This window comes from Oceanobacter sp. ABM4_470 (assembly GCF_056158645.1).
In genome coordinates, this window is the sequence record NZ_JBSWTR010000001.1 from 2,212,501 (window position 1) to 2,236,040 (window position 23,540).

The 23,540-nt window shown below is 55.4% G+C and carries 24 protein-coding genes (1 of these 24 running past the window's edge); 11 read left to right on the plus strand and 13 right to left on the minus strand.

All coding sequences use genetic code 11. From position 1 onward, the window contains the following. Window positions 1-493, minus strand: the 5' portion of a protein-coding gene (locus ACXADJ_RS09660) for an alcohol dehydrogenase catalytic domain-containing protein (protein ID WP_475065195.1). Its footprint begins 476 nt before the window's first position; 493 of the gene's 969 nt are visible here — the first part of the coding sequence; it begins with the start codon at window positions 491-493; its stop codon lies beyond the left edge, outside the window. Beyond that, the gene (locus ACXADJ_RS09665; RefSeq protein ID WP_475065197.1) at window positions 480-1,397 is read right to left on the minus strand and encodes a LysR family transcriptional regulator; all 918 of its coding nucleotides are present in this window, start codon (window positions 1,395-1,397) and stop codon (window positions 480-482) included. Before ACXADJ_RS09665 ends, ACXADJ_RS09660 begins: the two co-directional genes overlap by 14 nt. Before the next feature lie 132 nt (window positions 1,398-1,529). On the opposite strand from ACXADJ_RS09665, the gene ACXADJ_RS09670 reads away from it, so the two are divergent. The 5 genes from ACXADJ_RS09670 (at window position 1,530) to argF (ending at window position 5,905) form a co-directional block, all read left to right on the plus strand. Next, a complete protein-coding gene (locus ACXADJ_RS09670) occupies window positions 1,530-1,859 on the plus strand; it encodes a MaoP family protein (protein ID WP_036537278.1) in 330 nt (109 codons plus the stop codon). Continuing rightward, complete coding sequence (locus ACXADJ_RS09675; protein ID WP_475065199.1) at window positions 1,852-2,271, plus strand: ATP-dependent zinc protease family protein; 420 nt, start codon at window positions 1,852-1,854, stop codon at window positions 2,269-2,271. The genes ACXADJ_RS09670 and ACXADJ_RS09675 overlap by 8 nt, the downstream gene beginning before the upstream one ends. Before the next feature lie 4 nt (window positions 2,272-2,275). Continuing rightward, a complete protein-coding gene (gene rimK / locus ACXADJ_RS09680; protein WP_028294807.1) occupies window positions 2,276-3,181 on the plus strand; it encodes a 30S ribosomal protein S6--L-glutamate ligase in 906 nt (301 codons plus the stop codon). A gap of 625 nt (window positions 3,182-3,806) precedes the next feature. Further along, window positions 3,807-4,973: an acetylornithine/succinylornithine family transaminase gene (locus ACXADJ_RS09685; protein WP_475065201.1), complete on the plus strand. Its 1,167-nt coding sequence runs from the start codon at window positions 3,807-3,809 to the stop codon at window positions 4,971-4,973. A gap of 11 nt (window positions 4,974-4,984) precedes the next feature. After that, window positions 4,985-5,905 carry an ornithine carbamoyltransferase gene (argF, locus tag ACXADJ_RS09690; protein WP_475068174.1) on the plus strand — a complete coding sequence of 307 codons (921 nt, stop codon included), beginning with the start codon at window positions 4,985-4,987 and terminating at the stop codon, window positions 5,903-5,905. Between the two features lie 172 nt (window positions 5,906-6,077). On the opposite strand, the gene ACXADJ_RS09695 is transcribed toward argF, so the two are convergent. Beyond that, window positions 6,078-7,172, minus strand: a complete 1,095-nt coding sequence (locus ACXADJ_RS09695; RefSeq protein ID WP_475065203.1) for a GGDEF domain-containing protein — start codon at window positions 7,170-7,172, stop codon at window positions 6,078-6,080. A gap of 83 nt (window positions 7,173-7,255) precedes the next feature. On the opposite strand from ACXADJ_RS09695, the gene ACXADJ_RS09700 reads away from it, so the two are divergent. After that, window positions 7,256-8,806, plus strand: coding sequence for a methyl-accepting chemotaxis protein (locus ACXADJ_RS09700; protein WP_475065206.1), 1,551 nt, complete (start codon window positions 7,256-7,258; stop codon window positions 8,804-8,806). Window positions 8,807-8,853: 47 nt separating this feature from the next. Further along, the gene (locus ACXADJ_RS09705; protein WP_475065208.1) at window positions 8,854-9,765 is read left to right on the plus strand and encodes a LysR family transcriptional regulator; all 912 of its coding nucleotides are present in this window, start codon (window positions 8,854-8,856) and stop codon (window positions 9,763-9,765) included. Between the two features lie 44 nt (window positions 9,766-9,809). Here the strand turns inward: ACXADJ_RS09705 and ACXADJ_RS09710 are convergent, their stop codons facing one another. Together ACXADJ_RS09710 and ACXADJ_RS09715 are read right to left on the minus strand one after the other, a co-directional pair. After that, window positions 9,810-11,339 (minus strand): ATP-binding protein, encoded by a 1,530-nt coding sequence (locus ACXADJ_RS09710; RefSeq protein WP_475065210.1) that lies wholly within the window; start codon window positions 11,337-11,339, stop codon window positions 9,810-9,812. A gap of 28 nt (window positions 11,340-11,367) precedes the next feature. Next, a complete protein-coding gene (locus ACXADJ_RS09715; RefSeq protein ID WP_028294801.1) occupies window positions 11,368-12,108 on the minus strand; it encodes a response regulator in 741 nt (246 codons plus the stop codon). A gap of 711 nt (window positions 12,109-12,819) precedes the next feature. Here ACXADJ_RS09715 and nrdA point away from each other — a divergent pair. From nrdA to bcp, 4 genes are all read left to right on the plus strand, one after another. Then, window positions 12,820-15,099 (plus strand): class 1a ribonucleoside-diphosphate reductase subunit alpha, encoded by a 2,280-nt coding sequence (nrdA, locus tag ACXADJ_RS09720; RefSeq protein ID WP_475065213.1) that lies wholly within the window; start codon window positions 12,820-12,822, stop codon window positions 15,097-15,099. Window positions 15,100-15,259: 160 nt separating this feature from the next. Continuing rightward, window positions 15,260-16,390 (plus strand): class Ia ribonucleoside-diphosphate reductase subunit beta, encoded by a 1,131-nt coding sequence (gene nrdB / locus ACXADJ_RS09725; protein ID WP_028294799.1) that lies wholly within the window; start codon window positions 15,260-15,262, stop codon window positions 16,388-16,390. Then, entirely contained in the window at window positions 16,390-16,896 is a 507-nt protein-coding gene (yfaE, locus tag ACXADJ_RS09730; protein ID WP_475065214.1) for a class I ribonucleotide reductase maintenance protein YfaE, read from the plus strand. The genes nrdB and yfaE overlap by 1 nt, the downstream gene beginning before the upstream one ends. Before the next feature lie 18 nt (window positions 16,897-16,914). Next, the gene (gene bcp, locus ACXADJ_RS09735; protein ID WP_475065216.1) at window positions 16,915-17,400 is read left to right on the plus strand and encodes a thioredoxin-dependent thiol peroxidase; all 486 of its coding nucleotides are present in this window, start codon (window positions 16,915-16,917) and stop codon (window positions 17,398-17,400) included. A gap of 71 nt (window positions 17,401-17,471) precedes the next feature. On the opposite strand, the gene ACXADJ_RS09740 is transcribed toward bcp, so the two are convergent. The 8 genes from ACXADJ_RS09740 to ACXADJ_RS09775 form a co-directional block, all read right to left on the minus strand. Continuing rightward, a complete protein-coding gene (locus ACXADJ_RS09740; RefSeq protein ID WP_028294796.1) occupies window positions 17,472-17,747 on the minus strand; it encodes a hypothetical protein in 276 nt (91 codons plus the stop codon). A gap of 110 nt (window positions 17,748-17,857) precedes the next feature. Then, window positions 17,858-18,250 carry a DUF2802 domain-containing protein gene (locus ACXADJ_RS09745; protein WP_028294795.1) on the minus strand — a complete coding sequence of 131 codons (393 nt, stop codon included), beginning with the start codon at window positions 18,248-18,250 and terminating at the stop codon, window positions 17,858-17,860. Between the two features lie 19 nt (window positions 18,251-18,269). Continuing rightward, complete coding sequence (locus tag ACXADJ_RS09750) at window positions 18,270-18,752, minus strand: chemotaxis protein CheW (protein ID WP_028294794.1); 483 nt, start codon at window positions 18,750-18,752, stop codon at window positions 18,270-18,272. Between the two features lie 268 nt (window positions 18,753-19,020). Continuing rightward, complete coding sequence (locus ACXADJ_RS09755) at window positions 19,021-20,394, minus strand: hypothetical protein (protein ID WP_475065219.1); 1,374 nt, start codon at window positions 20,392-20,394, stop codon at window positions 19,021-19,023. 7 nt (window positions 20,395-20,401) lie between these two features. Beyond that, window positions 20,402-20,908: a hypothetical protein gene (locus tag ACXADJ_RS09760; protein WP_475065221.1), complete on the minus strand. Its 507-nt coding sequence runs from the start codon at window positions 20,906-20,908 to the stop codon at window positions 20,402-20,404. Between the two features lies 1 nt (window position 20,909). After that, window positions 20,910-21,692 carry a ParA family protein gene (locus ACXADJ_RS09765; RefSeq protein WP_475065223.1) on the minus strand — a complete coding sequence of 261 codons (783 nt, stop codon included), beginning with the start codon at window positions 21,690-21,692 and terminating at the stop codon, window positions 20,910-20,912. A gap of 175 nt (window positions 21,693-21,867) precedes the next feature. Then, entirely contained in the window at window positions 21,868-22,767 is a 900-nt protein-coding gene (locus ACXADJ_RS09770; protein ID WP_475065225.1) for a flagellar motor protein MotB, read from the minus strand. Further along, window positions 22,751-23,491 carry a motility protein A gene (locus tag ACXADJ_RS09775; RefSeq protein WP_028294790.1) on the minus strand — a complete coding sequence of 247 codons (741 nt, stop codon included), beginning with the start codon at window positions 23,489-23,491 and terminating at the stop codon, window positions 22,751-22,753. Before ACXADJ_RS09775 ends, ACXADJ_RS09770 begins: the two co-directional genes overlap by 17 nt. Window positions 23,492-23,540 lie beyond the last annotated feature (49 nt).

Consider the following 23,540-nt stretch of genomic DNA (forward strand, 5'->3'; position numbering starts at 1 on the left):
GTTGCACCGCCACCAGCCCGACCCCGCCGGACGCACCAAGGATCATGATTTTCTGACCCGCAACAGGTGCCAGACGTTCAAGCGCCTCCAGCGCCGTTAACCCAACAACACCGGCACAAGCTGCAACCTGATTGGAGATATTGCCCGGGGCTGGTACCAACAATTCGGCTCGAGCCAGGGTGTATTCCGCACAAGCACCCCAGGTGCCTAACACACCACCACTGACACCAAATACCCGATCACCTGCTTTCAACGTCGTTACCGCATCACCAGCAGCGACCACTTCACCACACAGTTCCACCCCCGTAATGCCGGTTTCTGTCAGTACCGGGGCCAGTCCCGCCCGCAGTTTGGTATCAATGGGATTGAAGCCAGCAGCCAATACCTTAACCAACACTTCATCTGCTGAAGGAGCAGGTACTTCAACCGAGGTGATTTGCAGAACCTCCGGGTCACCCAGCTGTGAAACCGTGACCGCTTTAGCGTTTGTCATCCAGCACTCCTATACCTATATCGTCCGGATTGAGTTTTTTAACCAGAGAATGCGCACTGTTGTTGGCATCTGCCACCTGTCGCACCACGGTATCGATAATATGTTCCCGCCCACCGTTGCTGTGGTAGCTGACGTATACCGAACGTCGGATCACCGGTGCATCGTCGACCTCAAACAGCTCTTGTTTATCTACATGACTCTGGGCCAGGCCAACAGGCAGATAAGCTGCGCCGCCACGAGTCAGCACGCAATCAAGCGCGATACGTCCGGTATTGGTCATCACCTGCTGACTGGCCTGGCCTTTGAAGGCCAGATTGTGCTCGTTGATGAATGCTGTCCCCCAATCCACCATCACATACCCTTCCCCGACCGCTTCTTCCGCAGGTTGGTTGGGCTGGCTACTGAATAGATGCAATGGCAAGTGTGCAACTTCCAGCGTGGTCAGTTCGTCAACTTTGGGAGCATCAAACAGAAAGGCCAGATCAATGGTGCGCTCCAGAACCTGCCGAACCAGGGTGGTACTGCTATGCGCAACCGCTGCCACCGCTAAACCAGCAGCGCCGTCAATCAAGGAAGGAACCTGTTGTTGCAGGAAACCGTCCCATAAGTTCGGCGTCGCACCGATGGCCACCTGTTGATTACGAGCATCTTCAGTCGCCACTTCCTGGCGGATGCGTTTCTCCAGCTGCACGGTACTCTCCGCCAGTGGCATCAGCCGCTCGCCAGCGGTAGTCAGCTGAATGTTGTTGCGCTGACGGGTGAACAGTTCGACGCCCAGCAAGCCTTCCAGCTGGCGCACCCGAAAGCTGACAGCAGACTGGGTCAGGTAAAGATTTTCCGCGGCACGGCCAAAGTGACGGGTGCGCGAAACCTCCATGAAGGTTTTTAGAAGTTCTGTATCCATTCGACCAATTATGATGTTCGTTACGACAAATATTTTTTGTTTTACCGCACTCTGTGCCCTGACCATACTCCGCCGAAATAGGGATGGCGTCCAGCCACCGCGCTTCAAAAAATGCATCTACGAGGAACCGTCATGAGTTTTGAAAGCAGCAAAAAATTCTACGATGACACCAACTTCCCTCGCGGCTTCCATCGTTCGGGAGATTTCACCCGGGCTCAGGCCGACCTGCTGGAAAGCAAGGGTGTGGTGTTGAAAGCGCTTCACCAAGGCGACCAATTGCCAGCCGATGAAGCTGAAACCCGCTTTGTACAGGTGTGCATGGGTGAAGCCGTGGCGCAATCCGACGTTGAAAAAGCCTGGGGCCGCTATCTGGCCGCGCTGCGTCGCAAGCAGGTTTATTTCACCGCATCTTCAGGTGCAGTCACAGACGGCATTGCGGAGACCGCGGACTCGGATGACTAAACCAGCAATCGGATACCTGGAACAAATCGATTTACCGGAACTGGACATCCAGTGTCTGGCCAAAGTCGATACTGGCGCCTGCTCCAGCAGCATTCATGCTGAAGAGATTGAAACCTTTGAACGCGATGGCCAGCAGTGGGTTCGATTCCACGTGCTGTTTCGTCGTGGAGAAATGCCCATTGATCAGGTTTGCGAAGCACATGTTCATAGCCGTAAGCGCATCGCCAGTTCCAATGGCTCACGCAGCTATCGCTACGTGATTCGTACCAATGTGTCATTGGGTGGCCAGCACTGGACGATTGATCTCAATCTGAGTCACCGCGGCAGCATGACCTATCCTATGCTGTTGGGGCGCGAAGCCTTCGCCGGTCGATTTGTGGTCGACGTTGAACACACTTATCTGAGCAGTTAACACTATGAAAATCGCGATTCTGTCGCGCAACCCTCGTCTCTACTCCACCCGTCGTTTGATAGAGGCTGGCGAAGCGCGTGGCCACGAAATGGTCGTTCTGGATACTCTGCACTGTTATATGAACATCAACAGTACTGAGCCATCGATCCATTACCAGGGCGATGCGCTGACGGGATTTGACGCCGTGATCCCCCGCATTGGTGCTTCCATTACGTTTTATGGCACGGCGGTACTGCGTCAGTTTGAAATGATGGGCGTATACCCGCTCAACGAATCCGTTGCCATCAGCCGCTCTCGTGACAAACTGCGCTCCATGCAGCTGATGTCCCGTAAAGGCATTGGCATGCCGGTGACCGGCTTTGCTCACAGCCCGGATGACATTCCTGACCTGATCCAGATGGTCGGCGGTGCGCCATTGGTCATCAAACTGCTGGAAGGCACCCAGGGCATTGGTGTGGTACTGGCCGAAACCCGCAAGGCGGCGGAAAGTGTGATCGAAGCCTTTATGGGTCTGAAAGCCAACATCATGGTGCAGGAGTTCATCAAGGAAGCTGGCGGTGCGGATATTCGCTGCTTTGTTGTGGGTGACCGCGTGGTTGCGGCCATGAAGCGTCAGGCCGCGGACGGCGAATTCCGTTCCAACCTGCACCGTGGTGGTACTGCGCAGTTGATCCGGATTACTCCGGAAGAACGCTCTACCGCCGTACGTGCTGCCAAAACCATGGGACTGAACGTTGCCGGTGTCGATATCCTGCGCTCCAATCGTGGGCCAGTGGTTATGGAAGTGAACTCATCACCGGGTATTCAGGGCATCGAAGAAGCCACCAATACCGATGTGGCCTCGAAGATCATCATGTTCATCGAGAAAAATGCCCAGGCGCACAGAACCAAAACCCGCGGTCAGGGCTGATCAACGTTTAGGGGACATCTATTTAATCCGGTGCTCACTCTGGGCTACCGGGTGGTTTCGAATCACGAAGCCGACTTGCAGGCCTGACGGGTCAAGTCAAAAGTCGGCGACACAGAGTCGAGATCATCCGGCAGCCCCCGCAGGGCGCGGGTTGCCGCCGCCCAGTGCTGTGTTGACGAATTTGAAAAGGACTCGTCATTTCGCTGCATTCGTCGCCTTGCACTGAACAACGGCAACACTCGCGCAGAGCCGTGCAGGATTAAATAGATGTCCCCTTTATTGTTGCCAACACCGAGCTGTAAACACAGAATCACCAACACAGGGCCGCAAGGCCCTTTGTTGTTTTCAGCCCGAGGTATTGAGTGAACTCCTTGAACAGGCGCCCAGGCCCCCAGCAATTTAATTCTTCAAAGCCGCCAGACATCGAATTTAGTGCACTCAAACCGCCCATCCGACGAATAATATTCGACACCAGCCGTATTTTCTTCGTTTTTGCATCCATAATGGGCGATTACGCCACCGCTTGACCCGCAGTCGTTTACTTCACCAAACGCCTTTCGTATAGTCGAATACCTATTGGGCAGCAACAGCTGCCCTTTTGCGTTTTTAAGGAAGCAATCCCTGTATGTCAGCAATCATGAATACCTATGGCCGTCTGCCTGTCACCTTTGTGTCTGGTGAAGGTAGCTGGCTCAAGGATACCGAAGGCAAGGCGTATCTGGACGCCCTGATGGGCATCGCAGTCACCGGCCTCGGTCATTCTCATCCTGCCGTAACCAGTGCATTAACGGAACAAGGCAGCCGCCTGATCCACACCTCCAACCTGTACGGCATTACCCACCAGCAGGAACTGGCCGATGCCCTGACGCGTATTTCCGGCATGGATAAGGTGTTCTTCTCCAACTCCGGTGCAGAAGCCAACGAAGCGGCGATCAAACTGGCCCGTAAATACGGCCACCAGCGCGGTATCACTGAGCCGGTCATCATCGTCATGACCAAGGCGTTCCATGGCCGCACCATGGGCACCCTGACAGCCACCGGTAATGCCAAGGCACAGGAAGGCTTCGGCCCACTGCTGAGCGGTTTTATCCGTGTACCATACAACGATCTGGATACCCTGACCGCAGTCGCCAAAGCCAACCCGAACGTTGTTGCCGTGATGCTGGAAACCGTTCAGGGCGAAGGCGGCCTGGCAACGGGTTCGCTGGAATTCCTGCAAGGCGTTCGCAGCCTGTGTGATGCCAACGAATGGCTGATGCTGGCGGACGAAGTGCAAACCGGTAACGGTCGTACAGGTAGCTATTTCTCTTACCAACAGCTGGGCTTTGTCCCGGATGTTGTCACCACCGCCAAAGGTCTGGGCAACGGTCTGCCAATCGGTGCCTGCATGGCACGTGGCAAGGCTGCCGAGATCCTGCAACCGGGCAGCCATGGCAGCACCTACGGCGGTAACCCGCTGTGCTCCGCAGTTGCCCTCGCAGTGGTGAATACCATTGAATCCGAAGGTCTGTGCAACAACGCCCGCGAAATGGGTGAGTACCTGGCCGCCGAATTCCGTCAGCGTCTGGCTGGCAACAGCAAACTGGTTGATATCCGTGGTCGTGGTTTGATGATTGGCCTGGTGATGTCACAGGATTGCCCTGAACTGGTTGGCGAGGCCCTCGAAAAAGGCCTGTTGATCAATGTAACCGCTGGCAACGTGATCCGTTTGCTGCCGGCACTGAACCTGAATAAAACAGACGCAGACAAGATCGTTGAGCTTGTCTGCGAACTTGTTGAATCACTCGACTGATAGACGAAGGAATTGCCGTGAGACACTTTCTGACTCTGATGGATTTGTCGTCAGAGGAGCTGAACCAGATTTTGCAGCGCGCCATCGAACTGAAGGCCATGCAACATCGTCATGAAATCTATGAACCCTTCAAGAATCAGGTTCTGGGCATGATTTTTGAAAAATCATCCACCCGCACCCGCGTATCCTTTGAAGCCGGTATGGCTCAGTTTGGTGGATCGGCGATTTTCCTGTCTCCTCGCGACACCCAACTGGGTCGCGGTGAGCCTATCGAGGACAGCGCTCGCGTGCTGTCCCGTATGGTCGACATCATCATGATCCGGACCTTCGATCACGCCGGTCTGGAGCTGTTCGCAGCCAACTCCAAAGTGCCTGTGATCAATGCTCTGACTGACGATTACCATCCATGTCAGCTGCTGGCCGATATGCAAACCTACCTTGAGCACCGCGGTTCCATTGCCGGTAAAACCGTGGCCTGGGTTGGCGATGGCAACAACATGTGTCATTCCTACATGAACGCCGCCGTGCAGTTTGGCTACCACCTGAACATAGCAGTGCCAGAAGGTTTTGATCCAAAGCCAGAGATTCTGGAAGCCTGTAAAGACAGCGTTACCATTTACCGCACTCCGGAAGAAGCCGTAAAAGGTGCTCATCTGGTAGTAACGGATGTGTGGGCCTCCATGGGCCAGGAAGAAGAGCAGAAAGAACGCGAACGCGCATTTGCGGGTTATCAGGTGTCTGAAGCCTTGCTGGATACGGCCGCAGAAGACGTGGTCTTCATGCACTGCCTGCCAGCGCACCGCGGGGAAGAAATCAGTATGACCCTGCTGGATGATCCTCGCTCTGTGGTTTGGGATGAAGCTGAAAACCGCCTGCATGCCCAGAAAGCCCTGATGGAATTTTTGCTGAAAGAAGCTCAGGGCCTTTCCTGAGCCCTTCCGCGGCATCCTTTCCAGGTCCCTCTACGGTTGTCGACCCGTGTCGACAACCGTTCTTTTAAGCTCCCCCTTTTTAATATCTTTTTAAAGTACCTTTAAAGCTCTTTGACAGCCCCGTCGCCAGAACAGATCAGTCAGATCAGAGGCTACACAAGCACTTCTGGTATTATTCGCTGCGACTGACCCCAGCCGATCCGGACCAGTTAACCACCACCCGATTCCCGCCTTCATTGACGGCAATGGCCGCATGCATGTCTGCACGACTCAATAATTCCTCGACCGATTCCGACGGTTGATATTGCACCACACCAATGGAAACCGACGTTTGAATCACGCCTTTGGCAAACGGTGTTTCAGTCACCTTCTGGCGAATGCGCTCCAGCACCGCCTGGCCGGTGTCAATCGTTGCGCCCGTTAACAGCACACCATAACGCCCCGCTCCATAGGCCGATACGATATCGACTTCCCGCAACGTCACGGTAAGCAACTGCGCCAGCTCATGCATCATGGTTTGCACCGATCGTTCGCCGTGCAATGCCCTCAAGACATCGAGATGGTCGATGTCCATCAAGGCAACCACGAAGGGCCGACCATCCCGGTTACTGACCGCCCGCTGATTCTGCAAGGTGCGATCGAAGTAACGCTGATTCAACAAGCCGGTTACTTCGTCCTTGATCGACAACTCTTCAATTCGCGCTGTGGCCAGCTTCAGCTCGCGGCTCTTGCGGCTGTATGCTTCCCGCAACAGCACCATCTCACGGGCCACCAGCGCCAGCGACATAGCTGCCAGTGCAAACGATGCCCCTAACAGCAGTTCGAGCCGTGGGTCAAAGACGCCTTCAGTGTGATTACGAAAATACAGCACCAGCAAGCTATAGCCACCAATGGTGGTAAGGCAAACGCCAAAGAACGAGCGCCAGCCCATGCCGAGAATGCCAAATGGCAGCAACGCCAAATAAGCAAGCATCATCACAAAGCGCATTTGAGGAGATATCAGGATAGAAAGGCTGACGAACAGGGTCGCCCAAAGGATGTACAACACCGTAAGCCCCGGGTCGCGGTAATCCCGGGTACGGCCGCTCCAGGACCAATAACTCAACAACGCAATGCCAACCCAAAAGGTCGTTACCAGTTGCAACTCACCTTTGGGAAGCAGCCCCAGAAAGCGATTGCCGCCGACAAACAAGGCGGTAAACAACAGCATGCCTACCACAGCCAATCCCTGCCGACGATAGATGTCTCGATGTAACTTAATGGTCAAATAACGTCCTTTTCCTGCCTCTGGCAGGCAACCGATGAACCCTTGTCTATAGTGTAGTAAAGACAGCGGCTCGAGTCCTCACAATGCGTAACAACCAGCCCATTACCGACAAGGAAATCCTCCTGACGGAACACCAGCACCTGGTCTCTTCCACCAATACCAAGGGAATGATCAGCCACTGTAACGACGACTTTGTGCGCATCAGTGGCTTTTCGATGGATGAGCTGATTGGCAGCCCCCATAACCTGGTACGTCACCCCGACATGCCGGAAGCCGCTTTCGACGACATGTGGCAAACCCTCAAACGCGGCGAGCACTGGCTCGGACTGGTGAAAAACCGCTGTAAAAACGGCGACCATTACTGGGTCGATGCCTACGTCACGCCGGTGTACAGTGGAGGCTCCACCATAGGTTATGAATCAGTAAGGGTAAAGCCCAGCCGGGCGCAAGTTGCACGGGCTGAACACGCCTATCAACGTATGAAGAAAGGCCGCTCCGTCACTGCCACCAGCACCTTATTTGACCCTAACCATCTGGTGTACCTGGCGCTGGCAGCAACCGCTGTGCTGCCATGGTTTGGTGCATCCCCACTTTGGCTGTCAGCTGCACTGAGTCTGTTTGGAGCCGCCGGAATACTGGTGCAGCGTCAGCGCAATCAGTCATTGCTGAGTAAGGCCCGACAGGTTATCAACAACCCCACCATGGCGTGGATTTACACCGGCAAACACAACCTTGAAGGTGCGGTGGAATTTGCCCAAATCGCCCAGAAGCGCAAACTGCAAACCACATTGGTTCGGATTTCACAGAATACTGAATCCTTGCAGGATATTGGCAAGCAAACTCTCGAGCGCGCCGGCAGCACTCGCGACAGCGTTCATAAGCAGCACACCTTTACCGCACAGGTAGAAGACAGCACCCAACGGATTTCAGATAACGCAGCGGCCATTCAACAAGCGTCCAACGACAGCCAGCAAGGCACTGCCAATGCCGTTGATATTTCCAGCCGCGGCATCAACCAGGTTGAGGGGATGGTGTCTGAAACCAATGCCCTGAACGGCAAACTCAGTGATACCTCATCGGCCATTGGCTTGCTGGCCACCGAAATTCAGGCAGTCAGCAGTTTCCTCAAAGCCATTACCGACATTGCCGAACAGACCAACTTGCTGGCACTGAACGCCGCCATTGAGTCGGCACGGGCCGGTGAGCAAGGCCGTGGCTTTGCCGTAGTTGCCGATGAAGTACGAAACCTGGCCAAGCGCACCCAGGAATCGGCCGGACAAATCCAGAAAATCGTCGACGGCCTCAACCAACAGGCCGATAACGCCGTCGGAGCCATCAGCGAAGGCCAGACGTCGTTGCAGGAAACCCTTGCCAAGGCGTCGTCGGTCAATGAGGTGTTTATGGACATCCGTCTGGCCCTCGACAGCATCAGTGCCAGTGCCAATCGCAACAGCCAGTTGTCCGACGAGCAAAACGACGCCGTGCATCAAATTCAGGACAGCATCATGGAGCTGCGCAGGCTGTCGGATGAGGCCGGTATCATGGCTGACAATATGCACGCAAGCTGTCAAACCGCAGCCAATGTATCGCAGGAACAAGCCAGCATTGTTCACCGCTTTCAGGAAACAACCTGAACCCTTATCATGGGCCCCAGATGAGATCATGAAAGTAGTTCATAGATATGCTGGAAATCAAACACCTCCGCACCCTAACGGCCTTAAGAGACGGCGGCAGTCTGGTGGAAGCCGCCCAGCGTCTGCACCTGACCCAGTCTGCCTTGTCACACCAGATCAAAGATCTTGAAGACCGCCTGGGTGTCAGCCTGTTTGTGCGCAAGTCGCGCCCCCTGCGTTTTACACGAGCCGGGCTTGAAATCCTCAATGCCGCCGACCAGGTGTTACCCCAGCTGCAGCACACCGAGCTTAACCTGAAGAAGTTGGCTGGCGGCGAAACCGGCCGACTGAACATGGTGATTGAATGCCACAGCTGCTTTGAATGGCTAATGCCCGCCATCAATCGCTTCCGGGATCAATGGCCTGAAGTGGAAATCGACCTCACCACCAGCTTTCACTTCGATCCACTGCCAGCGCTGACCCGTGGTGACATTGACCTGGTGATCACTTCCGACCCTGAGCCAGACCCTCGCATTCACTACCAGCCGCTGTTCCGATACCAGTCACTGCTGGCCGTCGCCAACCAGCACCCACTAGCCTCGCGGAGCCAGATTGAGCCACAAGATCTGGCCACCGAGACCCTGATCCACTACCCCATCGATACCGACCGTCTGGATGTCTTCAGCAAATTTCTCAGCCCGGCTGGATTAGCCCCAGCTGGCACCCGGCAAACCGAGCTGACATTGATGATGATTCAGTTGGTTGCCAGCGGCCGTGGGGTCGCCTGTTTGCCGAATTGGGCTTTGCAGCCCTATCTGGATGGCAAATTGGTAACGGCCACGCCGTTGGGAGACGGAATCTGGCCAACCCTGTACGCTGCCATTCGGGAAGATCAGTGTGACGACAACTACATGAAGGACTTCCTGCAACTGTCCGTAGAAACCTGCTTCGATCGATTGAAGGGAATTGAGCCAGCCTGAGCAGGCTGGCTTTGGCTAAGAAGCCCAGAACATGATCACAGAAATTATTCGGTGTGGCGGCGAGGCCACACCAGACTGAAGCGAGCACCGCCCAGGCTGTCACTGCGACCAACAATGGCACGACCGCCGTGCCAGTAGGTGATCCGGCGCACAATGGACAACCCCAGACCATAACCACCCGAGCTGCGGGTCCGACTATCGTCGAGCCGGGCAAAGGCTTCAAACACCGAGCCCCACTGATCTTCCGGAATACCTGGGCCATCGTCCTCGACATCAACCCGGCACGTGTCTTCGGTAAAGCTGCACAGCACATTTACTTCAGATGACGCATAGCGACATGCATTGCCCACCAGATTCTGAATCGCCCGGTGAATGTATCTTGGCTCCACTTCCCCACGGGTATCGCGGGCGCCAGATTCAATAAACAACACGTTCACCCGCGCCGATGGATTGGTTTCATCCACCACCTGCCAGGCAATGTCCTGTACATCCACCAGCTGGAATTCCAGCAAGGGACCGCCTTCTTCCAGCCGAGCGTACGTCAGAATCTCATCAATCAACTGGTCCAGCTCCTGCAGGTCATCGTCCATTCCACGCAGTTGCTTGCCCAACACAGGGTCGCTGGCATCGTCTTCCATGATTTGCAGACCAAATCGCAAACGCGCCACTGGCGTGCGCAGCTCATGGGATACCGCTCGCAGCATTTCCCGCTGAATGCCAATCAATCGCTGAATGTGGTCGGCCATTTTGTTGATCGAACACCCCAACCCCGACACAGCATCGTGACCGGCGACCGACACCCGCGCCGACAAATGCCCTTGTGCCAGACGTCCGGTAACCTGATCGAGATTTTTCAGACCGCCTTCCAGCTGGTTGACCAGTTGGTACATCACCACGCCCAGTAATAAGGCCGCGAACAGCAAAATCACCAGTGTGGCCTGCAAACGCCAGTAGCCGAGCTCCGGCGTCAGGCCAATATAACGACCGTCAGGCAAAGCGATTCGGAAACGCTCCAGCGTGCCATGATCCGAGATGGCGATGCGAACATCGTCACCGACCAACTCAGGCAACCACTGCACCAATGCATCTGCCCGTTGCGGATACTTTTGCACCAGCGCTTGCAGCGAGTCGACCAAGGCTGGCCAATGATGCCCCTGGGGGCTGGCCATACGAATGTGCAACACCCGATCGGGTGCCACAGTGGGGTCTGCCAGCCACACTTCCAACGCCTCAGCAGACGGTGCTACGGCAACCCCACGGTGATCCAGCTGATATTGCTTGAACGCCCCCAACGCCCCTGGCGACAACCACTGCCACGATAGCTTGCCAACCGACTGCGCCTGACCATAAACCGAGTCATAGGCATCCACCACATCGGTGCTGGCCTGTGAAGATGAAGACAGGGGAGAAAAAGGAGACGGCAGCAACTCCAGCCACAGCGGCGAAAAACGTTGCTGCCAGTAATAATGCGAGCGGGTAGTTTCTGTCAGCATCATGGCCAGTTGGCCAGCGCCGTAAATCAACGCAATGGCCAACAGCACAGAGCCGTAAACCCGAATGAACATTGAACTCATAACCGTGCTTTCCTGATCATCAACCCGGTTACAGTTCCTTCACAAACAAATAGCCCTTACTGCGCACAGTTTTGATCCGGCGCGGGTTCATTGGGTCGTCCCCCACCTTCGGACGGATGCGCGACACCCGTACGTCAATAGAGCGATCCTGACCATCGTATTCAATGCCACGTAGCTGGTGAAAAATCTCTTCACGCGTCAGCACTCGACCGGCGCTTTTGCACAACAGCCACAGCAGATCGAATTCGGCACTGGTCAGGTCAATACTGCGACCTTCGAGCCAGGCTTCCCGCATGGCACTGTCGACCACCAGGTTGCCGAAGGTCAGGCGGTTTTCCTGGCTGCCTTCCTCACGTACCGGTTCCGCAACGTCACCAACCCGACGCAGCAAGGCGCGGATACGTGCCAACAACACCCGCGGGCGTACCGGCTTGGCAACGTAATCGTCTGCCCCCATCTCCAAACCCAGTACCTGATCGAGGTCTTCGGTTCGGGCGGTCAGCATCAGAATCGGGCCGCTGTAATGTGGGCGAACCAGTCGGCACACTGCCAAACCGTCTTCACCAGGTAACATCAAATCCAGCACCACCAGATCGGGCTGCTCGGATTTAATGCGTTCAATGGCGCGTGCACCGTCTCCTTCGATAGCAACGTTCAGTCCATTACTTTCGAGGTAGTCCTTGGTCAGCGCCGCCAGGCGTTCATCATCCTCGACAATCAGGATGCGCCAGTTTTCATCAGAATCATGCAATGGGGCTTCATTCACCATTGGATCTCCAGCAGTTTGTTGCGTGCCGAGCTTTTAACGTAAAGGCGCGACTTCTTCCAGGCCGTTCTCTCTGTGGATCTGACCGTTCCTGCCGCCTTGAATTGGAATGGCTCTGTTACAAAACAGGGCTTCTTCAGTAACCATAGACTGAAAGTCAAGCGAATGCACAGAAACTTACCAAAGCACAAAATGCGGTTTCTTTTTACACGATCCGCACCGTTACTGGGCTAGCGGCAATCGTTGCAATATCACCAACAACTTACTCCTGAGACGTACACAATTCTTTCACAATTTATCCACACCCCGTTTTGAGAGACACACAATATATGGGGTTGAATCAGCAGCCCGAGCCCATTATCTTGTGTCTCCTAACAACACGGTTAGGCGTCCCGGAGTCGCCGAGTTCTACCTCGTCATATGAAACAGCCCTTGCTTCCAACCTGTTATCCACCGCAAAAAACGGATCTTATCGAGATGTTACACTCGATGATCTTCTGCGGGCGGCTGATATTCCGGTTTCCCGCCGGAGAGGCAGTCCAGGCGCTTCCCGACACCGTGATCTGACAGCAACACGGTTTCTCCGGCTCGCTAACCTGAACGACGCAAGTACACACCGGCTTCCCCTGTTGGAAACCGGTCAAATCAAGCTAATTTCGGCGGTTGTTGAGCATGGATGTGATCGAAAACAAATTGAGTACAGGCGCAAACTATATGAACAGCTCTATCAAAGTCACCAAACGCGACGGTCGACAGGAAACCCTGGATCTGGACAAGATCCACAAGGTTCTGACCTGGGCGGCGGACGGACTGCATAATGTGTCCGTGTCCGAGGTGGAGCTGCGCGCACATCTGCAATTTTACGATGGCATGCCGACGTCCGAGATCCATGAAACCCTGATCAAGGCCGCCGCCGACCTGATTTCTGACGAAGCGCCAGACTACCAGTACCTGGCCGCCCGCCTGAACATCTTCCACCTGCGCAAAAAAGCCTACGGCCAATATGAGCCGCCACGCCTGATCGATCACGTACGCAAGCTGGTTGAACTGAAGCGCTACGACCAGCACCTGCTGGACGACTACACCGAAGAAGAATTTGCGGCCATGGATGCCTTCCTGGATCACAGCCGCGACCTGAACTTCAGCTACGCTGCGGTTAAACAGCTGGAAGGCAAATACCTGGTTCAAAACCGCGTCAGCGGCGAAGTATTTGAAAGCGCCCAGTTCCTGTACGTACTGATCGCCGCTTGCCTGTTCAGTGGCTACGACAAAGAACGTCGTCTGGACTTCGTAAAACGTTTCTACGATGCGGTTTCCACCTTCAAACTGTCACTGCCAACACCGATCATGGCTGGTGTTCGTACCCCTACCCGTCAGTTCAGCTCTTGTGTTCTGATCGAAGCCGGTGACAGCCTGGATTCCATCAACGCGACGTCCAGCGCCATCGTGAAATACGTTTCCCAACGCGCCGGCATTGGCATCAACGGTGGCCGTATTCGTGCTCTGGGCAGCCCGATTCGTGGCGGTGAAGCCTTCCACACCGGTTGTATCCCGTTCTACAAGCACTTCCAGACTGCGGTTAAGTCCTGCTCCCAGGGCGGTGTTCGTGGCGGTGCCGCAACCTTGTTCTACCCAATCTGGCACTACGAAGTTGAAAGCCTGCTGGTACTGAAAAACAACCGCGGTGTTGAAGAAAACCGGGTCCGTCACCTCGACTACGGTGTGCAGATCAACAAGCTGATGTACGAGCGCCTGATCAAGAACGGCAACATTACCCTGTTCTCGCCATCCGACGCGCCCGGCCTGTACGACGCCTTCTTTGAAGATCAGGAACGCTTCGAACAGCTATACCTGAAGTACGAGCAGGATGAATCCATCCGCAAGAAAGTGATCAAGGCTGTCGACCTGTTCTCCAGCATGATGCAGGAACGTGCCAGCACCGGCCGTATCTACATCCAGAACGTCGACCACTGTAATACCCACAGCCCGTTCAACCCGAAAAAAGCACCTGTGCGCCAGTCCAACCTGTGTCTGGAAATCGCCCTGCCAACCAAGCCGTTGATGGACGTTAACGACGAGAGCGGTGAAATCGCACTGTGTACGCTGGCTGCCTTCAACCTCGGCAAGGTTAACGATCTGGACGAGCTGGAAGAACTGTCTGAACTGATCGTTCGCGCTCTCGACAGCCTGCTGGATTACCAGGACTACCCGGTACCCGCCGCGTTCAAAGCCACCATGGGTCGTCGTACCCTCGGTGTGGGTGTGATCAACTACGCCTACTACCTGGCCAAAAACGGCGTTAAATACTCTGACGGTTCCGCCAACGGCCTGACTCACCGTACCTTTGAAGCCATCCAGTACTGGCTGTTGAAAGCCTCTACCAAGCTGGCCAAGGAATACGGCGCTTGCCCAATGTTCGACGAAACCACTTATGCACAGGGCATCCTGCCGATCGACAGCTACAAGGCTGAAGTCGACAAGTTCTGTGAAGAGCCGCTGCGCTACGACTGGGAAGCCCTGCGTGAAGAAATTCGCAGCCACGGTTTGCGTAACTCTACCCTGACCGCGTTGATGCCTTCCGAGACATCTTCCCAGATCAGTAACGCGACCAACGGCATCGAGCCACCACGTGGCTACATCAGCGTTAAGCAGAGCAAGGACGGCATCCTGAAACAAGTGGTGCCGGACTACGAAACCCTGAAGAACAACTACGAACTGCTGTGGCAGATTCCGAACAACACCGGTTACCTGCAACTGGTCGGCATCATGCAGAAGTTCGTCGACCAGGCAATTTCGGCCAACACCAACTATGACCCATCCCGTTTCGGCGGCAAGGTGCCAATGCAGCAGCTGTTGAAAGACCTGCTGATGGCCTACAAGAATGGCGTCAAAACCCTGTACTACCACAACACCCGTGATGGCATGGAAGACCCACAGAAAGAAGCCGTTATCGCCGAAGACGATGATTGCGCCGGTGGTGCATGTAAAATCTGATGAAGGGTTCGCCCTTCTTCTTCCCCCATATGTATAGGCTTTGTACAATATGGGGCAGCAAATCACGATACCCGTGCCGGCAACTGCCTGCGCGGGTTTCCTTTTAGTTATTACCTGAACCAGTTTGGCCGAGCATCGGCCAGGTGAGACGACAGCGCCCATGGCTTACACAACGTTCAATCGCAACGAATTCGACACTTTTGCTCAACCCATGTTCTTTGGCGAACAGGTCAACGTGGCCCGTTACGATCAGCAAAAGCACAAGATTTTCGAAAATCTGATCGAAAAACAGCTGTCCTTCTTCTGGCGTCCGGAAGAAGTCGACCTGACCAACGATCGCAAGGATTTCCTTGACCTGCCAGAACACGAGCAGCACATCTTCGTCAGCAACCTGAAATACCAGACCCTGCTGGATTCCGTGCAAGGCCGCTCTCCAAACGTTGCCTTCCTGCCTGTGGTATCACTGCCGGAACTGGAAACCTGGATTGAAACCTGGTCGTTCAGTGAAACCATTCACAGCCGTTCGTACACCCACATTGTGCGTAACATTGTGCCGAACCCGGCGACCATTTTTGACGACATTACCCGTAACGAGTTTATTACCCGTCGGGCTATCTCGGTCACCCAGTACTACGACTCCTTTATTGAACTATCCACCTGGCACCAGCAGCTGGGCGAAGGCACCCACGTGGTCAATGGCAAAACTATTGAAGTCAGCAAGCGCGAACTGAAGCGTCGCCTGTACCTGACCATGATGTCGGTGAACGTACTGGAAGCCATTCGTTTCTACGTCAGCTTTGCCTGCTCGTTCGCCTTCGCAGAACGCGCCAAGATGGAAGGCAACGCCAAGATCATCAAACTGATCGCTCGCGACGAAGCCCTGCACCTGACCGGCACCCAGCACATTCTGCAAATCATGGCACGTGGCAAGGATGATCCGGAATTCGCCGAAATCGCTGAAGAATGCCGCGCCGACGCCATCGAGATTTTCCGCGACGCCGCCCAGCAGGAAAAGGAATGGGCCGAATACCTGTTCAAGGACGGTTCCATGATCGGTCTGAACAAGGACATCCTGTGTCAGTACGTGGAATACATCACCAACCAGCGTATTGCCGCGCTGGGCTTTGATCCACTGTTTGAAACCCGCTCCAACCCGCTGCCGTGGATCAACTCCTGGCTCAACAGCGATAACGTGCAGGTTGCACCACAGGAATCCGAAATCAGCTCCTACCTGGTGGGCGCCATCGACAGTGAAATCAACACCGATGACCTGGGTGATTTCGATCTTTGATGAGTAACACGAATTCTCGCCAGTCGACACCGACTGGCGATGCCCAGGAACAGCCCCCGCACCTCAATCCGCACGACGACGAGTTTCAGCTCGATGGCGACGCCAGCGAGCAACCTCAATTCGACCTTGAGCCCGCTGAAGCCGAAGCCGACAGCGACGACGAGCGTCAGGGGCAGCTCTACCTGCCAGAAAACGACCCGGAAAAACCCGAGCCAACGCCGCAGCTGGAACTGGACGGCATGTCGCCGCCCATCTACCTGGTGACGCTAGAAGACGGCCGGGAAGCGACCTTCCAGCACGCCAACAGCCTGCTGGAATCACTGGAAGCCCAGAACATCGATGTCCAGTATCAGTGCCGCGAAGGCTACTGTGGTAGCTGTCGTGCACGCCTGCTGAAAGGCGACGTACATTACACCGAAGAACCACTGGCCTGGGTGGACGACGACGAAATCCTGTTGTGCTGCTGCATTCCCCGCGGCCCGATACAACTCCAACTGATAGACTGACACATTCGAGGAACAACCATGAGCACATTGACACTGCCAGACGTTGGAACCCAGGCGCCGGACTTCAGTGCCCTGAACCAGAAAGGCGATACGGTGACCTTGGCTGACTACGCCGGCAAGGTACTGGTGTTGTACTTCTACCCGAAGGCAATGACACCGGGCTGTACAACCCAGGCGTGTGGTCTGCGTGACAGTAAGGAAGAACTGGCTCAGTACAACGCTGTTGCCGTTGGCGTAAGCCCGGACAAACCAGCCCGTTTGCAGAAGTTCATCGACCGCGACAACCTCAATTTTGATCTGCTTTCCGATGAAGAAACCATCATGTGCCAAGCCTACGGCATCTGGGGTTTGAAGAAATTCATGGGTAAGGAATACATGGGCGTGAACCGCATCACCTTCATCATTGGTGAAGACGGCAGCATTTTGCATGTAATGCCCAAGGTAAAAACCAAAACCCATCACGACGACGTGATCGCGTTTTTGGCCGAGCGCACTCAAGGCTGATCACAGCCCGGATGTGCTGGCAATACGTTAAAACACAAAAAGCGGCCGAGATGGCCGCTTTTTGTATCTGTTCAGACAAACTTGAACGTTCCCCTGAGCTTGTAGCAACTGCTGGCATTGCAGTAAATCCTGATAAACCGGCTCTTGTCGAAGGCCTCGATCAAATACAGGTCGGTGTAGTCTGGCGAGTATTCCATATTGGTCGCGTCCATGATCCGGTTAGATACCAGGGTCTGGCCGCTATAGGTCACACCCGACACAAGGTTGTTTGCCGCTGGAGCCTGCGCCAGCGCAGGAACTGTCGCCATAACGGCGGTCATTGCCACACTGGCAACCCAAGTCAGCATAAGCGCCTCCTTCCCCTGTTGGGAAATGGTTAAGCTACTCCTTAACGGTCACTTGCCTGTGATGTCCTGATACTACTCCCTCGTCACTGCCATTCAGACCATGGCACACATCAGTGCGGGCGACCGCCTTTCAGCGACACCAGCAACTCAGCTTCTGCCCGGGCCATACCGCAATTCTCGACCAGCTCACGGGCTGATGCCCCCAGGCTGACCAGTCGTGCGGCCTGTTGATAGGAGGCTTCATCGCCCGGGGTAAACAATGAACGCTGCTCGGCTTCGCCCAAACGCTCGGTCAATTGCCGAATCTTGCGCCCCATGCCAACCACGCTCTGGTTCATGGCCTCCTGATTCTGTTTCAGCTGACTTAGCTTGTGCTGTTGCGACAACGACTGCTTTTCCAGCTTGACGATGGCACCTCGCAATCGCTTGATGGTGACCAAACCCACCACCAGCACACCGGCAACCACCAACAGAACCCCTTGCTCAATACTTAAAGGCCACATTGAAGCTTTCCTTCAGGGCTTACATACCCTGCAGTTCAGACCACTCTTCGTCGGTCATCAGTTTCTCAAGATCAACGAGAATCAGCAGCTCATCATTCTTGTGGCAAACGCCCTGAATGAACTTGGCACTTTCCTCGTTGCCCACCGATGGCGTGGTTTCAATCTCTGACTGACGCAGATACACCACTTCTGCCACCGCATCGACGAGGATGCCCACGACCTGATTTTCCGCTTCGATAATCACGATGCGGGTCTGGTCGGTGGTTTCAGCTTCCGGCAAGGCAAAACGCAGGCGGGTGTCGATCACAGTGACCACGTTACCGCGCAGGTTGATGATGCCCAGCACGTACTGCGGAGCACCGGGAACCGGGGCAATTTCTGTGTAGCGCAGAACTTCCTGAACCTGCATCACGTTGATGCCGTAGGTTTCATTATCCAGTCGGAAGGTGACCCACTGCAGTACGGGATCTTCTGCACTCTTGTTTCCGGCAATCGCTGACATAAAAACATCCTCTTAAGAAAGGCCGCTGCCTGACGTAAACATGACGAACCTTTCTTAACTATAGAACAGAGCACAATGTGTACCAGTTCGTGGCAAAGAAAATTTGAGACTTCTCGTGCACTGGCACGAACGGCCAAAACAGTGGTTGAGAAGTGTGCTTTTCCGGGCGGCCAATCCCGTTTAAAACACGTTCGATATTATTGTTGAACCCGCTTGGCCGCTGGTCTGACGTTGTCTTCCAGCAACTCCATCAGGCCGGGTACATCAATCAAAGCGCACATCTCGTCAATGACAGTGCCCGCCAACCAGGGCGCTTGCTGCGCTCCCCACGCCACTTGATGGCGTCTTCGTTGAGTTTGACGGTGTCGCATATTTCCTGACAGGCCACCGCCCAGGGCGAGCGATCGAGCTGGATAAAGTATTCGTAACCCTCGTCCTGCAAGCTGCGTTTGCGCTCCGGCATCATCAACTGGGCGCTGTCGATGATGGTCAACTTGCTGTTGTCGCCTTGCCAGACCCCCAACGACCAACTGGCCTGACCAAACAAAGGCACAACCCGGTCGCTGACCTTATGCACACCACCCAGCATCGGCAGAGGAATCGCCAGCTTCAGGCCACATACCACAAAGATAAGACAGTCCACTCCGGTGCCGGATTGCCAGTTTAATGGCGAGGATTCGGTGTCGAGCTGCAGGCCTGTGTCAGAATTTTGGCTCTCGGCGTTTTCTGGCACAGCTTCTACAACGGCTGTCTCTGCTGATTCTGAGACGGCTGGCTCAGTTATTTCCCGCTCTGGAGCAATCAAGGGCTCAGGCTCAATAACATCCGGTTCAGGATCAGCAGCCGCTGGTAGCGGAATCTCCGGCAATGCCACTGGCAATTCCAGTGGTGGCGCAAAAGCATCCAGGTGCTCTCGTTCAGTTCGGCTCGGCGATGTCTGGCGCGCCAGCTCAGGGTTGAAGCGCTCTGTCTCTGTGAATGGGGCAGGTTCAGCAAATGGGGCTGGCTCAGTGCGGGTTGAATCAATACAGGATGAGACGACGCCCGGCATCACATCATCAATCTGCTCGTCGTCCAGACTGTGAGTTGGGGCTTCGAAGGGATAATCCTCCGCCGCTTCCGACTGCAGAAAGGGGGTGTCTGCTTCGGGGGCGTTTTCATTCACGCCCCTAAGCCCATCACTCAACCCACCATTCAACCCAGAAACAGCAACACCACCAACGTCATCGATATCATCGAATTGAGCCAGAAACGACGGCCGGCCATCCTTGCGCTTGAGTTTGTTATCCAGTGCCTTAAGGGCACTCTTGGGAGCATCGGCTATTGATTCTGGCGGGATGCACTCACTGGCCGCTGGTGCCTGCTCCTCGATGGGATCTTCGACAGTCTCAATAGTGGGCTCTGGGTCTGGGTTGGGTTCCAGTTCGGCTGCTTCTGGCTCAGCTGGAACAGATTCAACTGAAACCGGTTCGACCGAAACCCGCTCGACTGAACCGATTTCGTCTGGGCGCGGATCATCCGTAGCCTGATAGCGTTCGGTGACCTCGGTGGCTTCTACCAGCAGGTCCTCGATCAGCAGGTCATCGAGGTAGCCCTGCAGGACACCATCGACTTTGTTGGGACGTTTGGATTGCTGACTCATCCGACCCTCACTTCGAGTACCCAAGCCGATCAAGACGATGTTTCAGCGAGCTGCAAGCGGCCAATACCGTGGCGTGTAAACGGGTTCCGGCAGGTAGCTGGCGAACCAGAAACAAGCTGTCGAGCAGTTGCAGCGGCAGCCGTGACGGATGCGCTTCGCCCATACCATCGACTGGCAACAACGCCATGCCTTTGGCCAGCGACGTCTGGTAAACAATCTTTTCTTCCGTGGCGAGCTGGCATTCTGTTTCAGGAACGGGGACTGGTCGTTCAATATCGTCTTCAGGTTCTATCCGTTGTCCGGATTGAACAGGCTCTGTTGCAGCCTGACTGGTGGCTTGTTGCAGCAATCCATCCCAATCGGTTTCTTCCGGCCCTGTGCCCAGCAGACCATCCAGGTAGCCAACGATCACGTCATCGACGCTTGAAGGCGACTCCAGCGCTTCAGCCTCGTGTGTGTCCGCGGGTAAGGCAGGCCCGAGTGACAGCGCCGTTTTCGACAGCGTGTCGGCCATACTAGCTCACCTTCTCAAGGTCAGTGTTCAAGGCGGTCAGCAGGTGTTTGTACACCCGCACTCCCCGGCTTTCCTCTTCCAGCTGATGAGGAAACACGCCTTGCTGACTGGCGTCCCGCAAACGGGTATCGACCGGTATCGGCTCCTCTGCGAGGCTGTCGCGATAGATGCGGCGCATTTCTTTCAGGGTGCTGACCGATGCGGACGTACGGCGGTCAAACAAGGTCGGCACAATGGTGTACGGCAGCTGGCGCTTCTGTGACTGCATCACCATCTTCAGTGTATGCACCATGCGCTCCAGCCCTTTCATGGCCAGATGTTCGGTCTGGGTCGGTATCACCAGTCGCTGACAGGCTGCCAGCGCATTGACCATCAGCACACCGAGAATCGGCGGCGTATCCAGCAAGGCATAGTCGTATTCTTCCCACACTTGCGCCAGCGCCCGTGATAACACCAGTCCCATGCCTTCCTGACCGCTGACCTGACGCTCCAGTGTCGCCAAAGAAGTGGCCGCTGGCAGCAGATCGACATTCGGCATGGTGGTCGGCCGAATCACCTGACCAATGTATTCACGGTTCTTGCAGTGATTGTTGAAAAACAGCTGATACATGCTGTGTTCAAGGCTGTCGGGGTCGAGCTTGAAATAGCTGGTCAATGAGCCGTGCGGATCAAGGTCCACCAGCAACACCCGATGTCCCTCGGCTCCCAGCAGTCCACCCAACGTTACCACGCTGGTTGTTTTTCCAACGCCACCTTTCTGATTGGCAATTGACCAGACTCGCATGCGCTCACCTCTGGGTTGTTCATGGGCCGGATGGCAGTCTTGTTTCCGCCACCCCGGCCTTGTCATTCTGTTGCGCGACGACGACGGCTCCGGTGTCGGAATTCAGTCGTTTATCGCTCGTTCTGTTGCTCTATAGCGGTTACAGCAAAAGCCGTTCCAGCACGCTTTTTCGCAGTTACGGAGCTGCCGTCCCCGACGTTGCAGGATTGATAGACCCCGCAGTATTTTCAGAATCTGAGCTACTCACGGGTATCTGGCTATTCCAGGGTGTCGGGCTGGCAGCCACGCTTAACACCACATCGACCCGGTTCTGCTGCGGTTGAAGAGAGGCTTCCATTTGCCACTCAACCCGCTCATCATCGACAGCCGTCGCCAGCGCGTGGTAATGCGCAATGCCGGTGGCTTCCAATCGTTGTGGTGCCACACCGCCGCCCGCCAAAGCCTCGGCGACCGACGCTGCTCGCATAGCCGATAATTGCCAATTACTGTCATAAGCGCTGTCGGGCCGAATTCCCGTGTGCCCATAAACCCTGATGGTGTAGGGCCAGCGGCGAATTTCTGCCGCCAATTCGGCGACGGCTTGCCTGGCTTGGGGCGATAGCAGGTGCTCACTGTCATCAAACAGGAATTCCCCGGCCAAACTGAGGCTGACCCAGTCGGGACCTTTCGTGACTTTTGTATCGGCGCTGGCCGGAAAAAGTTGAGCCACCTTGTCGACGTATCGTTGCGCCACCTGCAACGGCTGATTACCACGGTGTGGCTGGTCGGCTGCATCAATGGGCTGTTTCTGTAACGCCATCGATTCAGCTTCCCCTTCGGCGATGCCGTTGGGCAGTTCCGCCAGACTGTTAATGCGGTTTTGCAACTCAACCAACAAGTTGGTGCCCTGACGCCGGTCCACCTCGCTCATGGCGTACAGCATGATGAAAAAGGCACACAGCAAGGTAATAAAGTCGGCGTAGGACAGCAGCCAGCGTTGTGAATCCGGTGTCACCGGTGAGGCAATGGAAGGCGCCGCCCGGCGTCGTTTGACGGGCGCTTGAGCGACGGTCGCACGTTTATTGATGCCAGACACGGATACGATCCACGATGGCAGCAGGGTTGGAGCCGTGCAGCAGGTCGTCGACCCCTTGCAACAACGCCCAGTAAAACTGCTGCTGCACCCCAAGCCGGTGCTGGGCATATTGCTGCAATGGCAGCACCACCAGGTTGGATAACGCCACCCCATAGAAGGTGGCCACAAAGGCAGTGGCAATGCCTTGCGCCAGAGTGTCCGGATTACTGATACCCGACAGCACCTGAATCAACCCCAATACCGCGCCAACGATGCCCAGAGTGGGTAAGTAACCCGCCAGGTTGCCCAGCAGCGCCAGCGCTTGCTGGTCGCGGGATTGGCGATACAACAACTCGTTCTCCAACGCCTGACGAATATCAGCAGGCGGATGGCCATCCACCATCAGCTGCAGGGCACGCTGGCAAAAGCCATCTTGCTCGGCGTGCAGCAGGGTTTCCAAACCGGGATTGCCTTTACGGCGACGGGTATTGCCCCACTCAATCAGGCGACTCGCGAGTTGTTCCATGGCGTAATGATGATCTGCAGGCAAGTGCAGCAAGGCGTGTCGAAGGTGGCGGATAGCATCCACCGGAGCAGGAATAAAGGTGGCCAGCAAGCTGCCCGGTACCACCACAATCATGGCCATCGGGTCCCACAGCAGGGACACCACGCCGCCTTCTTTGGCAAACATGGCAATAATCAGTACCGGAGCCAACAGCAGCAGTGGTAATCGCCAATATCCCATAGAGCGCTCCTTTGCCACTGGCTATCGTTGACGGCCCTGCCTGGCTGCG